The organism is Nocardiopsis mwathae, assembly GCF_014201195.1.
Lineage (GTDB): Bacteria > Actinomycetota > Actinomycetes > Streptosporangiales > Streptosporangiaceae > Nocardiopsis_C > Nocardiopsis_C mwathae.
The window spans coordinates 4,443,838-4,458,336 of record NZ_JACHDS010000001.1 but is presented as its reverse complement, the minus strand read 5'-3'; the positions used below and the strand labels follow the sequence as shown (position 1 = coordinate 4,458,336).

The window sequence follows — 14,499 nt, the reverse complement described above, 5'->3', positions numbered from 1 at the left end:
TCAGCCGCGCGGAGGTGCGGACTCCAGTGCGGCGCGCAGCGAGCCGAGGAGCGCGGCGACGCCCGGCGGGCCGTCGACGACCAGGTCGGCGCGGTCGGCCAGGGCGGTGACCTCGTCGGAGCCGCTGCACACGGTCAGGCCGGCGACGCCCGCGCCGCGGAGCGCGGCGACCGCGTCGAAGGCGGCCAGGTCGCCCAGGTCGTCACCGGCGTACAGCACCGACGCGGCGCCGCGCTCGGTCACGAAGCGGGTCAGGGCCGCGCCCTTGTCCATGCCGGGCGGGCGCAGCTCGATCACCATCCGGCCGGGCTCGACGGTCAGCTCGGCGCGCTCGGCCAGCTCGGTCAGGGGGCCGCGCAGCAGGGTCAGGGCCGCCTCCGGGGCGGGGGTGCGGCGGGTGTGTACCGCCAGGGCGTGCCCCTTGTCCTCGATCCAGGTGCCCTCGGGGGCGTCGTGGCGCCGGAGCAGCTCCGGGAGTTCGTCGCGGACGAGCCGCACGCCGGGAGGCGGCTCGGGCGCCTCCAAGCGGCCGGCCTCCCAGCGTTCGCGCCCGTACTGCCCGAGGACGACGACGCCGTCCACGCCGTCCAGCCCCCCGTACTCCACCGCCAGCCCGGCCGGTCGCCCCGTGATGATCACGACCGACGCGACAAGGGGGGACAGGCGCGCCAGCTCGGTGGTGACACCGGGGTAGGCGCGGGCGTCGCGCGGGTCGGCGACGATGGGGGCCAGCGTGCCGTCGAAGTCGAAGGCGAGGACCGCGGTGGACGGCTCGGCGAGCAGCCGGTCCAGTGCGGCGGCGCCCTCGGCGGTGTGCGGGCGTGGGACGGTCATTGCGGCCTGGGCCTTTCGCGGGGCGTCGATGGCGGGCGTTCCGGCGTCCGCGGAGCGGGCGGGGGAGGGGAGGAGTGCCGGGCCCGTGGCGGTGCGTCGGCTAGAGCTGGATGCCCAGCATGCGGGCGGTCCGCTGGCGGCGCCGGTTGGCGCGCAGGCGGCGGAGCCGCTTCACGGTCATGGGGTCGAAGGCGAGCGCTTCGGGGCGGTCCACCAGACCGTTGAGAAGTTGGTAGTAGCGGGTGGGGGAGAAGCCGAACTCATCGCGGATGGCCTGCTCCTTGGAGCCTTCGAGCTTCCACCACTGGCGCTCGAAGGCGAGGATCCGCTGTTCGCGGTCGGCGAGTTCGGGTCCACCGGAGGATGCCGCCGTCTCCGCCGGGAAAACGGACGGTAGTTCATCGAATGGACCGGGATCTGACATTGGGCGCCTCCTCGTCCGGATAGGCGCGACTCATGGTAGCGAGTCCGCAGTGGAACGGAAGAGGGGATCCGGGAGGACTCACCCTGGGGGTCACACTTCCCTGACCTTTGGAAGTCGGCGCCCGATCGCTACTCCTGTGCCGCGGGCGATCCCGCTCCCCACGGGCACCCGCAGGGGCCGGGAGCGCGCACGAGGCGTCACGGGCCCACCCCCGCCCCGCGGCCTCCACGTGGCAGAATTGCCACCGCTCGTCCGCACCGCGGAGGCCACGTGCGCGATCCACGACATGTCATCAGGGGGACGGTACACATGCGCCCGACGCGCCCGACGCGCCCGACGCGCCCGAACACCACCGGCACGCCCGTTGCGCTGGGAGCGTGCGCGGCCGTCCTGGCGGCCCAGCTGACCGCCGCGGCACCCGCCGCAGCCGATACGGTCGCCGACCTGCGCCCCGAGCAGTGGGGCCTGGACGCCGTCGGTGCACCGGAGGTGTGGGAGCAGACCTCGGGCGGCGGCGTCGTGGTCGCGGTGCTGGGCACCGGCGTCGACGGCGACCACCCGGACTTCCGCGGCAGCGTCACCATCGGCACCGACTTCACCGCGGACGAGGACGGCGAGGAGGCCGGCGATCCCTTCGGCGCCTCCGGCACCGGTCGGGCCGGGATCATCGGGGCGCGCGGGCACGGACAGGAACACGACGGCGGGATGCTCGGTGTCGCGCCAGAGGCGCAGCTGCTGTCGGTGCGCGTGCAGCGGGACGGCGCGGACGCCGGCGGTGTCGCCCCCGACACGGCGCTGCAGCGGGGGATCCGCTACTCCGTGGACGAGGGCGCGCAGGTCATCGCACTGCCCGCGGGAATGGGGGGCGCCGCCGCCGACGCGGGCGTGCGCGAGGCCATCGACCACGCGGTCCGCACCGGCACGCTGGTCGTCGTCCCGGCCGACGGCGGGTACCCGGCGGAGTCGGAGGGCGTGCTCGCGGTCGGCGCGGCCGACCGGCAGCTGCGCCCGGCGGGCGGCGACGCACAGGAGGGCGCTGCGGACGAGGCCCAGGACGGCGGCGGGCGTTCGGCGGCCGGGCTGATCGCGCCCGGCCGGGACGTCGAGACGCTGGACGTCGGCACCGGCTACACCGAGATGAGCGGCGACGACGCGGCCGCCGCGTTCGCCGCGGGCACGGCCGCGCTGGTCCGTGCCGAGCACCCGCAGCTGCTGCCGGACCAGGTCGCCGAGGCGCTGGTCAAGGGCGCGGAGTCGGGCGGCGTGCTGAACGCGCCCGGCGCGATGTCGGCGTCGACGGGGACGGCCGAGGACGTCCCGCTGTTCGACGAGGAGTTGGCCGGGCAGACCGGCGACGAATTCCCGGTCCCGGCGTGGACGCTGTGGGCCGGCACCGGTGTGCTGCTGCTGAGCCTGCTGGTCGTGGGCGTGGTGATGCTGCGCCGGTCGATGGTCAACCCCTACGATCTCCGGCCCGACCCCGACTCCGAGGAGGCGGCCGAGCAGTGGCGGCGGCAGCAGGCCAAGGAGACGGAGGGTGAGACGGCGGGCACCGGGCGTCGGCGCCGGGGGTCGCGCCGCAGGCGCTGAGCGGCGGGGCGCGCGGCCGTGCGTCCCGAAAGCCGGCCGAAGCCTTGACGTGCGGAGGCGGGACCTGAAGGCTTTCGGCATGTCGCCTGATGAGACCCCTCCCGGCCGTTCCCCGGACTCCCCGCCGCTGCCCGAACGCGGCGACCCGGTGATCGACCGCGACCGCGTGTCCCGCAACCTGATCGACGGCCGCGTCCGGCTCGACGACTACGACCCCAAGTGGCCTTTCCTGTTCGAGCGCGAGGCGGAGCGGATCCGCGAGGTCCTGGGAGAGCGGGTGCTGCGCCTGGAGCACGTCGGTTCGACGTCGGTGCCCGGCCTGGCCGCCAAGCCGTGCGTCGACATGCTGATGCTCCTCGCCGACGCCGCGGATGAGGACGCCTATGTGCCCGACCTGGAGAAGGCCGGGTATGTGCTGGTCATCCGCGAGCCGGACTGGCACGAGCACCGGGTGCTCAAGGGGCCCGACGTCAACATCAACCTGCACGTCTTCACGGTCGGCTCGCCCGAGCCCGACCGGTTGCTGGCGTTCCGCGACCGGCTGCGCGCCCATCCCGCCGAGCGCGAGGCCTACGAGCGGGTCAAGCGTGAACTGAGCGACCGGACGTGGGACGACATCCAGGACTACGCCGACGCGAAGTCGCAGGTAGTCGAGGAGATCATCGCCCGCGCCATGGCCGAGCGGAAGTCCTGACCCCGCGGAGCGGGTGCGGGTGCCGTGGCCCGGCGGTTCAGCCGCCGGGCCACGGCCGCAGGACGACCGGTCCGCCGCCGGCCGGTCAGGCGATCGCTCGGAGCTGTTCGGCGAACCAGCGCTGCGGAGGCATGGCGGTCGCGCTCTCCACCAGGCGGTCGCAGCGGGAGCGGCGCTCCGCGGCCGACATGGCCAGGCCGGTGTGCAGGGCCTCCGCTGTCTCGGAGACGTCGTAGGGGTTGACCAGCAGGGCGTCGGCGCCCAGTTCGTCGGCGGCGCCGGCCTCGGTGGACAGCACCAGCGCGCAGCCGTCGTGGGACAGCACCGGCCCCTCCTTGGCGACCAGGTTCATCCCGTCGCGGATGGGGTTGACCAGCAGCACGTCGGCGAGCTGGTAAGCGGCCAGGGAGCGCGGGTAATCGTCGTTGACCTCCAGGATCAGCGGGGTCCACTCGGCGGTGCCGAACTCGTCGTTGATCTCCTTGGCGACGCGCCGCACCGCCTCGGTGTACTCGCGGTACTCCGGGACGTCCCCGCGGCTGGGGTAGGCGAAGGCGAGGTGGGTGACCCGGCCCCGCCACTCCGGACGGGTGGCCAGCAGCTCGCGGTAGGCCTCCAGGCCGCGGACGATGTTCTTGGACAGCTCGGTGCGGTCGACGCGGACGACCAGCAGGGTGTCGCCGACGCGCTCGCGCAGGGCGGTGCGCCGGTCGGCCACGTCCGGGGCCGCGGCGCGTTCGCGCAGGCCGTCGGCGTCCGCGCCGAGCGGGTGCACACCGACGTGGATCACCCGGCCGCCGTACTCGACGGTGCGCTTGGCCCAGTCGACGTCGCTGCGCAGGAAGGTCTCGCAGCAGCGCAGGAAGGCGTCGGCCCAGCGTCGGCTGAGGAAGCCGAGGTGGTCGGCGCCGAGCATGCCCTCCAGCAGCTCGCGGCCGATGTCGGTGGGCAGCAGGCGGAAGTACTCCGGCGGCGCCCAGGGGGTGTGCGAGAAGTGCGCGATGCGCAGGTCGGGGCGGCGCCCGCGGAGGATCCGCGGCACGAGGGCCAGGTGGTAGTCCTGCACGGCCACCCGCGCGTTGTCGGCCGCGCCGGTGAGCAGGGCCTCGGCGAAGGCGGCGTTGTAGGCGCGGTAGTCGGCCCACTGGGCGCGGAACTCGGCACCGAAGGCGGGCTTGTTCGGGGTGTCGTAGAGCAGGTGCTGGACGAACCAGAGGGTGGAGTTGGCCACCGAGGTGTAGGCGCTTGTGAAGACGTCCGGCGGGATGTCCAGCATCCGTACGCGCATGCCGCCGAGGTCGAAGCCGCCTTTGTCCAGTCGGGCGTCGGGCGCACCGGCCGCGGCCCGGCGGTCGGCGTCGGAGAGCGCGGCGCACACCCACAGGGTGTCGGTCTCGGCCGCGACGGAACTCAGGCCGGAGACCAGGCCTCCGCCTCCGCGCCGGTAGTCGAGGGATCCGTCGGCATTGACCGAGAAGGACACCGGCCCCCTGTTGGAAGCGACGAGGATCTGCGCCTTGTCCACCTGATCAACCACCTCTCGCGCGAACAGTGTAAACGGAAGAGCTTGAGCGAATCGTACGAAACGGACTGAAACTCGGCTAAACGTGCGAATGTACAGATATCGGAAAGCTTGCGTCGGTGCAGGACCATGATGCAACGGGTGGTCGTGGTCGAGGGCGGCCGCCCGCGGACGTCCCTAGGTCTCGCCAGTGTCGGCGGGGCGCAAACCCGCTCCCGGCCCTGCCCGAATTCCGGAAGTTTCCCCCCGGATGTCCCTGGCCGGTGCTTTCCCTCCGAGGCCCGGTGTCGGGAGCGGCGGGCGGGCTATGGGGTGAACCCACAGGTCGGAAGGTGTCGAGCGAGTTGCGGTGGACGCGGCGTCTCACGATGTGAGCGGATTCGTGTAATACACGTCACCCCCCATGGAAACGCCGCATGTCCGTCGGTTACAGTGACCAACGGATCCCCACCGGGTCCGTCGACAACTTCATGACAACTTCATATTGCTCATCCAGAGGGGTGGAGGGACCGGCCCTGCGAAGCCCCGGCAACCATCTCGGTGCGTACTTCTCGCTGTGACCCGCGAGGCGGCCGAGGCAGGTGCCAACTCCGGCCCGTGGCCAGATCGGTCGACGGGAAAGATGAGGGGAGACGCCTCGCCATGGCGATTACCGCCGCCGAACCCGAAGCCGCCGCCACCGCCCGCTCCTTCGGCCCCGCCGTCGCGCTGTCCTGCCGGGAGTGCGAGGAACGCTACGACCTCGGCCCGCGCTTCGCGTGTGAGTTCTGTTTCGGCCCGCTGGAGATCGCCTACGACTTCGGCACCGTCACACGCGCGTCCATCGAGCGCGGCCCCAAGAACATCTGGCGCTACGCCGACCTGCTGCCCGTCCCGGCCGATGTCGCCTCGCTACCCAACATGAACCCCGGCCTGACCCCGCTCGTCCGGGCGGACCGGCTGGCCGCCGAACTCGGGCTGCGCTCGGTGCACGTCAAGGACGACTCCGGCAACCCCACGCACTCCTTCAAGGACCGTGTGGTGGCCATCGCCGTCGAGGCCGCGCGCACGTTCGGCTTCCGCACGCTGTCCTGCTCGTCCACCGGCAACCTGGCCGGGGCGGTCGGCGCCGCCGCCGCCCGCGCCGGATTCGACTCGTGCGTGTTCATCCCGGCCGGGCTGGAGGAGGGCAAGGTGGTCATGGCCGCCGTCTACGGCGGCAAGGTCGTGGCCCTCGACGGCCACTACGACGACGTCAACCGCTTCTGCTCCGAGCTCATCGGCGACAGCGCCGGTGAGGACTGGGGCTTCGTCAACGTCAACCTGCGCCCCTACTACGCCGAGGGCTCCAAGACGCTGGCCTACGAGATCGCCGAACAGCTGGGCTGGCGGCTGCCGGAGCAGATCGTCATCCCGATCGCCTCGGGATCCCAGCTCACCAAGATCGACAAGGGCTTCCGCGAGCTCATCGCGCTGGGCCTGGTGGAGGACCGCCCCTACAAGGTCTTCGGCGCGCAGGCCACCGGCTGCTCCCCGGTCGCCCGGGCCTGGGAACGCGGGCACGACGTCATCCAGCCGGTCAAGCCCGACACCATCGCCAAGTCGCTGGCGATCGGCAACCCCGCCGACGGCCCCTACGTCCTCGACATCTGCGCTCGCACCGGTGGGGCGGTGGCGCACGTGAGCGACGCCGAGGTCGTCGACGCCATCAAGCTGCTGGCCCGCACCGAGGGCATCTTCGCCGAGACCGCCGGCGGCGTGACGACCGGCGTGCTGCGCAAGCTGGCCGCCGAGGGCGTGCTCGACCCGGGCGCCGAGACCGTCGTGCTGAACACCGGCGACGGACTCAAGACGTTGAACGCCGTGGACTCCGGCGTCACCGCGACCATCAAGCCGTCCCTGGACGCGTTCAAGGACGCCGGGCTGCTCTGACCCGGCCGACCCGCGGCCGACCGCGGCCGCCCGCCGACCACAGCCGCCGATCCGCGACCCACGACCCACCCCGCACCCGTCAGGAGTACTTCGCAGCCATGAGCGTCAGTGTCCGCGTGCCGACCATTCTCCGCAGCTACACCAAGGACGCCGCCGAGGTGAGTGCCGAGGGCGCCACTCTCGCCGACGTCCTCGCCGACCTGGAGGCCAACTACCCGGGCATCCAGGCGCGCATCCTCGACGATTCCGGCAAGATCCGCCGGTTCGTCAACGTGTACGTGGGCGACGAGGACGTCCGCTTCGCCGACGGGCTGGCGACCGCCACCGCCAATGGGGTGCAGATCTCGATCATCCCGGCGGTCGCCGGGGGCTGCTAGCTCCTTCGCGTCGTCCCAGGAAACCGCGCCTGCCAACCCCTTCGGCGGGCGCGGTTTTCGTGCCTCTCCGGGGGCTGGTCGGGGCCGTGAAACCCCTATTGACCTGCGGGTAGCCGAGCTTCCACAACTTCGCTGAGTCGTTTGCACTCAACCGGCCCGAGTGCTAAAAAAGGAGCGTTAGCACTCTGGGATCATGAGTGCTAAGTCAGGATCGAGACGATGAGGCCGCGGTCTCCGGCAGTCGGGTTGCCGGGGAGAAGCCGCGGTCGTCCGTCGCGGGCGTCGGCTCGTTCCCTCGCGTATCAGCCCGGTCACGGGAGGACTAGAACTCTATGGCAGCCAAACTGATCGCGTTCGACGAGGAAGCCCGGCGCGGCCTCGAACGTGGCATGAACACGCTTGCTGACGCCGTCAAGGTGACGCTCGGCCCCAAGGGCCGCAACGTCGTCCTTGAGAAGAAGTGGGGCGCCCCGACCATCACCAACGATGGTGTCTCCATCGCCAAGGAGATCGAGCTCGAAGACCCGTGGGAGAAGATCGGCGCCGAGCTCGTCAAGGAGGTCGCCAAGAAGACCGACGACGTCGCGGGTGACGGCACCACCACCGCCACCGTGCTGGCCCAGGCGCTGGTGCGCGAGGGTCTGCGCAACGTCGCCGCCGGCGCCAACCCGGTCGGCCTGAAGCGCGGCATCGAGACCGCCGTCTCCCGCATCAGCGAGGAGCTGGCCAAGCTGTCCAAGGACGTGGAGACCAAGGAGCAGATCGCCTCCACCGCCTCCATCTCCGCCAGCGACGCCCAGATCGGCGAGGTCATCGCCGAGGCGATGGACAAGGTCGGCAAGGAAGGCGTCATCACCGTCGAGGAGGGCCAGACCTTCGGTCTGGAGCTCGAACTCGCCGAGGGCATGCGCTTCGACAAGGGCTACATCTCGCCCTACTTCGCCACCGACCTTGAGCGCATGGAGACGGTCCTTGAGGACCCCTACATCCTCATCGTCAACTCCAAGATCTCGAACAACAACGAGTTCCTCCCCGTCGTGGAGAAGGTCCTGCAGGCCGGCCGTCCGCTGATGGTCATCGCCGAGGACCTTGAGGGCGGCGCGCTGCAGACGCTCGTCGTCAACAAGATCCGCGGCACCTTCAAGTCCGTCGCCGTCAAGGCCCCGGGCTTCGGTGACCGCCGCAAGGCCCAGCTCGGCGACATCGCCGTGCTGACCGGCGGCCAGGTCATCACCGAGGAGGTCGGCCTCAAGCTGGAGAACACCGAGCTCGACATGCTCGGCCGCGCCCGCAAGGTCGTCGTCACCAAGGACGAGACCACCATCGTCGACGGCGCCGGCGACGCCACCGCCATCGCCGGCCGTGTCAACGAGATCCGCAACGAGATCGAGCGCACCGACTCCGACTACGACCGCGAGAAGCTGCAGGAGCGCCTCGCGCGTCTGGCCGGCGGCGTCGCCGTCATCAAGGCCGGTGCCGCCACCGAGGTGGAGCTCAAGGAGCGCAAGCACCGCATCGAGGACGCCGTCCGCAACGCCAAGGCCGCGGTCGAGGAGGGCATCCTGCCCGGCGGTGGCGTCGCGCTGCTGCAGGCGGGTGTCCCGGCCTTCGAGAAGCTGGACCTGTCCGGCGACGAGGCCATCGGCGCCGACATCGTCCGCCGCTCCATCGAGGAGCCGCTGAAGCAGATCGCGGTCAACGCCGGCCTCAACGGCGGCGTCGTCGCGGAGAAGGTCAAGGGCCTCGACGCCGGTGTCGGCCTCAACGCCGCCACGGGCGAGTACACCGACCTGTTCAAGGACGGCGTCATCGACCCGACCAAGGTCACCCGCTCCGCGCTGCAGAACGCGGCCTCCATCGCCGGTCTGTTCCTGACCACCGAGGCCGTCATCGCCGAGAAGCCGGAGAAGGCCGCCCCGGCCGCTCCGGACGCCGGCATGGGCGGCATGGACTTCTAAGGACCCACGGGTTCTGGCGTCCAGGTACGCGTCACCAGCCTGCGACGATCGGGCGGTCCCCCTTGCGGGGGCCGCCCTTTCGCGTGTTCGCAAGCGTGTGACGCGGGCAACTCTGAGAAAAGGATGAAATCCGACTTATCTCCTACTAACATCGGGCGGGCAGCGTCACCCGAAAAAGGTCTTTTTCCGGATATCGCTGTCCGAAGGTGCCCCCAACGATGTGGGTCTTATTTGATCCACGTGAATGAGCATCCGTCGCGTTAACGACGTATTGCGGCGGCGTGAATTCCCGTGGATCTGATGTCTCGCAAGTCCCCTGACCTCGGGCGATGTCCTCCTCATGCGGCTATGTCGACGGTTGTCGATGTAGGCCGACGTGCGGTATCGGACCGCGACGTCTTCCTTCGGTGGATGCCATTCCATTGGTTTTTCTTTTGGGTTTCTTTGCTATCGTTCCTGCATGGCAACCGGGGGCCAAATGAAGTTCACCGAGATTTCTGATATCGACGTCGAACCGGGCGCGCTGACCGAGTGGCGGCCCTGGGGTGGGCCGGACGGGAGCCGATGGAGGACCGACGAACGGCCGCCCTCCTACGTTCAGGAAGCCCACGTGCGCGGCCGCCTGGCCGGCGTCAGCCGGGGCCGCGCGTCGCCGTCCTGGCTCGCCACCGTCTTCGACCTGCCGGGCCGCCTCGACCCGGAGGCGTTCCGCACCGCCCTTCTCACCTGGATCGACCAGCATGAGACGCTGCGCAGCGGGCTGCGCGTCGACGGGGACCGCATCACCCGCGTCACGCTCGCCAAGGGCGAGGTCGAACTGTGCGGGACACCCGTCGGCGACTACACCGACACCGCCCAGCTGACCGAGCGGCTCGAGTCCTTCTTCGACCGGGAGACCGACCCGCTGGCCTGGCCGGCCTACGCCTGCGCCACGATCTCGCGGGCCGGCTCCACCACCGTGTGCCTCGGCTTCGACCACTCCAACGTCGACGGCTACTCGATCCTCCTGATCGCCCAGGAGATCCGCTGGCTGTACGCGGCCGCCGTGGTGGGCTCCCGGCCCGACCCCACGGACGTCGGCAGCTACCTGGACTTCTCGCACATCGAGCGGTCGGCCGCCGCCGAGGTCGACTCCGACCACGAGGCCGTCACCCGGTGGCGGGACTTCCTCGCGGCCAACGGGTGGAAGCTGCCCGAGTTCCCGGCGGCCCGGCTGGTCGAGGGCGGGGTCGAGGGCGGGTACGAGGACTACGCGGACTACGACGACCCGGCCCTGTACGACGACATGACGGCGCCGCAGCTCAGCGGGGACGAACTCATCCTCGACGCGGAGCAGGCCACGGCCTTCGACGCCGCCTGCCGCAAGAGCGGGGGGTCGCCGCTGGCCGGGATCCTCACCTGCCTGGGCCTCGCCGGGCGGGAAAGCCTCGGCCAGGACGAGTTCCGGGCACTGACCATCTTCCACACCCGCAACCACCCCAAGTGGGCGCGCTCGCTCGGCTGGTACGTGGGCCTGGCACCGGTCCACTTCCCCGTCGCAGGACCCGACACCTTCCCGAAGGTGCTCACGGGCGCCGCGGACGCGGTCAAGGCGGCCAAGCCGCTGTCGGAGGTCCCCTTCGCCCGGGTGGTCGAACTGCTCGGCGCCGAGCTGGAGCCGCGGTTCGTCGTGTCCTACGTCGACATGCGGCTGACGCCCGGCGCGCGCTACTGGAAGGAGTGGCGGATGCACACCCTGCGCAGCCGCAGCCACCACCCGCACGAGGTCTACCTGTGGATCAACCGCGGGTTCGACGGCACGCGGGTCAGCTTCCGCTACCCGGCCGTCGGTAACCGCGCCACGGCCGCACGACTCTACATCGACAACGCGGCGGCGCAGATGAAACGCGTCGCCGACGGCGGGGAGCTCACCGCATCCCCGCAACCCGCCGCCGGAGCCCACCCGGTGACCGCCGACATGGAGGCCGCATCATGCTGATGACGAAGATCGTCGAGTACAGCCCCGAGCCCGGTGAGCTGGTCGAGTTCGAGGTACAGGACACCGCCGGAACCGGGTGGAGCGAGCACCCCGAACCGCCGTCCTGGATCCAGCAGCACCACACCCGCCTGTGGCTGGCCAACCAGGCCGCGGAGCGCCCGACCACGCCGTGGGTGTGCATCGCCTTCGACCTGCCCGGCCGCCTGGACACCGACGCCATGGCCGCCGCCCTGGAGACGTGGGCGCGCCGCCACCCCACGCTGCTGACCTGGTTCGCCGCGGACGACAGCGGGCTGAAGCGCTACGCCATGCCCCCGGACAAGCTGGCGATCCGCCCGGTGTCCCAGGGCGTGGTCGAGGAGCCCGCCGCGATCCGCGCCCATGTGCGCAACCGCCTGGACACCTCGGTCAACCCGATGCAGTGGCCGCCGTTCGCGATGACCGCGATCGTCCGCGAGACCACCTCCACCATCGTCTACGCGGTCGACCACGCCCACTGCGACGGGGTGTCGCTGATGCTGGTGTTCGCCGAGCTCCGCGCCCTCTATGAGGCCGAACTGGAGGGGGTCGACCACGGGCTGCCCAGCGTCGGCTCGTACGTCGACTACTGCGGGGTGGAACGGGAGCGGCTGGCGCACATCGGGCCGGAGACGCCGGGTGTCGACCGCTGGGTGGACTTCTGGCAGGGCGGGGGCGACCGGACGGTCCCACTGGACCTCGGCACCGAGCCGGGCGAGACCTACCCCGCGATCTTCATCGAGGAGGACGTGTTCACCCCGGTCGAGGCGGACGTGTTCTCCCAGGTGTGCAAGGCGGGCGGGGGCGGGTTCACCGCCGGGATGTTCGCCGCGCTCGGCATCTGCGGGCTCGAACTGAACGGCACCGAGGCCTACCGCGGCCTCACCGTCATGCAGACCCGCGACGAGGCGCGCTGGTTCGGCGCCCAGGGGTGGTTCGTCAACGTCGTACCGATCACCTTCCAGGTCGCCGGGCTCAAGAGCTTCACCGAGGTGATCGCGGAGGCGCAGCGCGCCTTCGAGACGGCCCGCTCCATGATCGGGGTCCCAATGCCCCGCGTCACCGAGCTCTACCCGGAGCTCACCGCCCAGTCCGTCCCCGGAGCGGCCCCGCCGATGGTGTCCTACCTCGACATCCGCCACGCCCCGGCGTCAGCGGACTGGCCGGGCGCCAACCTGCACGTGCTGGCCGGGCCCGGGGAGACCCGGGAGGTGTCCATGTGGCTGAACCGGGGCTGGGACCGCACCTTCCTCAACACCAAGTACCCGGACACCGAGAAGGCCCGCAAGAACATCCCGATCTTCCTGGAGCGCCTGCGCCACGTGTTCCGGGAGATCGCGCAGAACGGCGACTACCCGCTCGGCGAGCGGGTGGCGGCAGCGGCAGCGGGCGACCCGGCGGAGTAGACGTGCGGGTCACCACGCTGGACCGCTACGACCCGGCGCCCGGCCGGGTCATCGAGTTCGTGCCGTCGGCGGCGACGCTCACCGCCGCCGACGGCACGCCCGCCTCCCCGGTGCCGCCCTCGCTCAACCAGCGGTTCCACCTGGAGACGGAGCGCCGCCAGCACGACGGGCCGCGCCACTGGCTGGCCTGCGCGTTCGACTTCGAGGGCGACCTCGGATCGAGCCGTGCCATCTGCCCGGAAGCCCTGAGGCAGGCCTTCGTCCACTGGGTCCGCCGCCATGAAACCCTGCGCAGCGGCTTCCGCCCGGCGCCGGACGGGGAGGCGATCGAGCGCTTCGTCCTCCCCGCAGAGGCCTTCGACCTGGAACCCCGGGAAGTAGGCGACTACACCACAACGGACGCCCTCCGCGCTTATGTCGCCAAGCGACTCGACGAGGCGTGCCGCGCCCTCTCCTGGCCCTCCTACCTGTTCGCGGTCGTCCTCCGACCCGGCAGCGCCACCGTGTTCTGCGGGTTCGACCACTGCAACGTGGACGCCTACTCCCTGGCCATCGCCGTCCGCGAGCTGGGCGCGTGCTACCGCGCCGTCGCCGCCGGAAGCGAGCCCGACCTGCCCGCGGTCGGCAGCTACGTGGACTTCTGCGCCCTGGAACAGGAGGTCGTGGCGTCCCCACCCACACGCGACGACCCACTCATCCGCCGCTGGGCCGACTTCTTCGCCGCGTGCGGCGGCACCACCCCGTCGTTCCCCCTCGACCTGGGCCTGGCCCCGGGGGAACGCCACCCCCAGGGCACCGACACCCGCCGCCTCCTGGACGACCGGGCCGCCGACGCCTTCGAACGGGCATGCCGGGACGCGGGCGGCAGCCTGTTCTCCGGCGTCCTGGCCACCGTGGGCGAGGCCGCCCACCGCCTCGGCCCAGGCGACGAACTCCGCCTGTGCGTACCCCTGCACACCCGCCACGAGGAGCGGTGGACCAACGCCATCGGCTGGTTCACCACGGTCGCCCCACTCACCCTCGACATCACGGGGGGCAGCGGCCCCGGCCGACCAGCGGAATCGGAGGAAGCGCTGGAATCCGCGGATGCGCCAGAAGGGGAGGAATCGGCCGAGTCGGCGGCCCTCTCCGCGTTCACCACCCGCCTCCACGCCGCCAGAACAGGCTTCCGCACTGCCCTCGACCTGGCCCGCCGCCCGGTCGCCCACGTCCTGGCGGCCCTGGGCGACGAGTTCACCCGCACCCGCGACGACGTCTTCATGCTCTCGTTCGTTGACTACCGCCGCTTCCCGGGCTCCGACGACTTCGCCCCGGCCAACGCCCACCACCTCAGCGCCGTCACCGTCGCCGACGACGCCCAGTTCTGGATCTCCCGCACCCACGAGGGCCTGTTCCTCCGCTCCCGCTACCCGGCCACCCCAGCGGCAGAAGCCACCGTCCTCTCCTTCGCCGACGCCCTGGGAGAAGCGATGACCACCCACACGCGCGGGCCTTACCGCGGCACCATCTCCGCCTCGTAAACACGGATCCGCCCACCCCCACCTGCGCGGGGCCTACCGCGCGAAATCGTCGTCATCCAGCGGGGTGGGCGGTCCATCCCCGCCTGCGCGGGGCCTACCTGGAAGCCGACGCCGACGAGGTCATCGCGCTCGGTCCATCCCCGCGCGGGGCTTACTGGTTCTTGACCAGGGCCGAAGCTCGCCGGAGCGGTCCATCCCCGCCTGCGCGGGGCTTACAGTTCGTGACCTGGGACGATGCGGGGCGTTATTTTCCTGTGACATGGCCTC

General features: G+C 71.2%; 11 protein-coding genes and 1 riboswitch. Of the genes, 8 read left to right on the top strand and 3 right to left on the bottom strand.

Annotation, left to right across the window (positions count from 1 at the left end):
* Positions 1 to 834: a trehalose-phosphatase gene (gene otsB / locus HNR23_RS19435; RefSeq protein ID WP_184077476.1), complete on the bottom strand. Its 834-nt coding sequence runs from the start codon at positions 832 to 834 to the stop codon at positions 1 to 3.
* Positions 835 to 934: 100 nt separating this feature from the next.
* The gene (locus tag HNR23_RS19430) at positions 935 to 1,258 is read right to left on the bottom strand and encodes a DUF3263 domain-containing protein (RefSeq protein WP_184077474.1); all 324 of its coding nucleotides are present in this window, start codon (positions 1,256 to 1,258) and stop codon (positions 935 to 937) included.
* Positions 1,259 to 1,567: 309 nt separating this feature from the next.
* Here HNR23_RS19430 and HNR23_RS19425 point away from each other — a divergent pair, with 309 nt between their 5' ends.
* Together HNR23_RS19425 and HNR23_RS19420 are read left to right on the top strand one after the other, a co-directional pair.
* The gene (locus HNR23_RS19425; protein ID WP_184077472.1) at positions 1,568 to 2,848 is read left to right on the top strand and encodes a S8 family peptidase; all 1,281 of its coding nucleotides are present in this window, start codon (positions 1,568 to 1,570) and stop codon (positions 2,846 to 2,848) included.
* A 79-nt stretch (positions 2,849 to 2,927) separates the two neighbouring features.
* Positions 2,928 to 3,542: a GrpB family protein gene (locus tag HNR23_RS19420; protein WP_184077470.1), complete on the top strand. Its 615-nt coding sequence runs from the start codon at positions 2,928 to 2,930 to the stop codon at positions 3,540 to 3,542.
* Between the two features lie 85 nt (positions 3,543 to 3,627).
* Here the strand turns inward: HNR23_RS19420 and HNR23_RS19415 are convergent, their stop codons facing one another.
* Positions 3,628 to 5,067, bottom strand: coding sequence for a trehalose-6-phosphate synthase (locus tag HNR23_RS19415; RefSeq protein WP_184080610.1), 1,440 nt, complete (start codon positions 5,065 to 5,067; stop codon positions 3,628 to 3,630).
* 482 nt (positions 5,068 to 5,549) lie between these two features.
* A riboswitch (SAM riboswitch) is annotated at positions 5,550 to 5,693 on the top strand.
* A gap of 13 nt (positions 5,694 to 5,706) precedes the next feature.
* Here HNR23_RS19415 and thrC point away from each other — a divergent pair.
* From thrC to HNR23_RS19385, 6 genes are all read left to right on the top strand, one after another.
* Positions 5,707 to 6,975, top strand: a complete 1,269-nt coding sequence (gene thrC / locus HNR23_RS19410) for a threonine synthase (RefSeq protein ID WP_184077468.1) — start codon at positions 5,707 to 5,709, stop codon at positions 6,973 to 6,975.
* A 98-nt stretch (positions 6,976 to 7,073) separates the two neighbouring features.
* The gene (locus HNR23_RS19405; RefSeq protein ID WP_184077466.1) at positions 7,074 to 7,352 is read left to right on the top strand and encodes a MoaD/ThiS family protein; all 279 of its coding nucleotides are present in this window, start codon (positions 7,074 to 7,076) and stop codon (positions 7,350 to 7,352) included.
* A 332-nt stretch (positions 7,353 to 7,684) separates the two neighbouring features.
* A complete protein-coding gene (gene groL, locus HNR23_RS19400) occupies positions 7,685 to 9,310 on the top strand; it encodes a chaperonin GroEL (protein ID WP_184077464.1) in 1,626 nt (541 codons plus the stop codon).
* Between the two features lie 460 nt (positions 9,311 to 9,770).
* Positions 9,771 to 11,288: a condensation domain-containing protein gene (locus tag HNR23_RS19395; RefSeq protein ID WP_184077462.1), complete on the top strand. Its 1,518-nt coding sequence runs from the start codon at positions 9,771 to 9,773 to the stop codon at positions 11,286 to 11,288.
* Positions 11,282 to 12,712 carry a condensation domain-containing protein gene (locus tag HNR23_RS19390; RefSeq protein ID WP_184077460.1) on the top strand — a complete coding sequence of 477 codons (1,431 nt, stop codon included), beginning with the start codon at positions 11,282 to 11,284 and terminating at the stop codon, positions 12,710 to 12,712. The genes HNR23_RS19395 and HNR23_RS19390 overlap by 7 nt, the downstream gene beginning before the upstream one ends.
* 2 nt (positions 12,713 to 12,714) lie before the next feature.
* Complete coding sequence (locus HNR23_RS19385; RefSeq protein WP_184077458.1) at positions 12,715 to 14,232, top strand: condensation domain-containing protein; 1,518 nt, start codon at positions 12,715 to 12,717, stop codon at positions 14,230 to 14,232.
* The last annotated feature ends 267 nt before the right edge of the window (positions 14,233 to 14,499 follow it).

Bases quoted from the DNA above. Each gene is read 5' to 3' on its own strand.
- thrC (WP_184077468.1), top strand. From the start codon at position 5,707: ATGGCGATTACCGCCGCCGAACCCGAAGCCGCCGCCACCGCCCGCTCC.
- HNR23_RS19395 (WP_184077462.1), top strand. From the start codon at position 9,771: ATGGCAACCGGGGGCCAAATGAAGTTCACCGAGATTTCTGATATCGAC.
- HNR23_RS19430 (WP_184077474.1), bottom strand. From the start codon at position 1,258: ATGTCAGATCCCGGTCCATTCGATGAACTACCGTCCGTTTTCCCGGCG.
- HNR23_RS19425 (WP_184077472.1), top strand. From the start codon at position 1,568: ATGCGCCCGACGCGCCCGACGCGCCCGACGCGCCCGAACACCACCGGC.
- HNR23_RS19420 (WP_184077470.1), top strand. From the start codon at position 2,928: ATGTCGCCTGATGAGACCCCTCCCGGCCGTTCCCCGGACTCCCCGCCG.
- HNR23_RS19405 (WP_184077466.1), top strand. From the start codon at position 7,074: ATGAGCGTCAGTGTCCGCGTGCCGACCATTCTCCGCAGCTACACCAAG.
- HNR23_RS19390 (WP_184077460.1), top strand. From the start codon at position 11,282: ATGCTGATGACGAAGATCGTCGAGTACAGCCCCGAGCCCGGTGAGCTG.
- otsB (WP_184077476.1), bottom strand. From the start codon at position 834: ATGACCGTCCCACGCCCGCACACCGCCGAGGGCGCCGCCGCACTGGAC.
- groL (WP_184077464.1), top strand. From the start codon at position 7,685: ATGGCAGCCAAACTGATCGCGTTCGACGAGGAAGCCCGGCGCGGCCTC.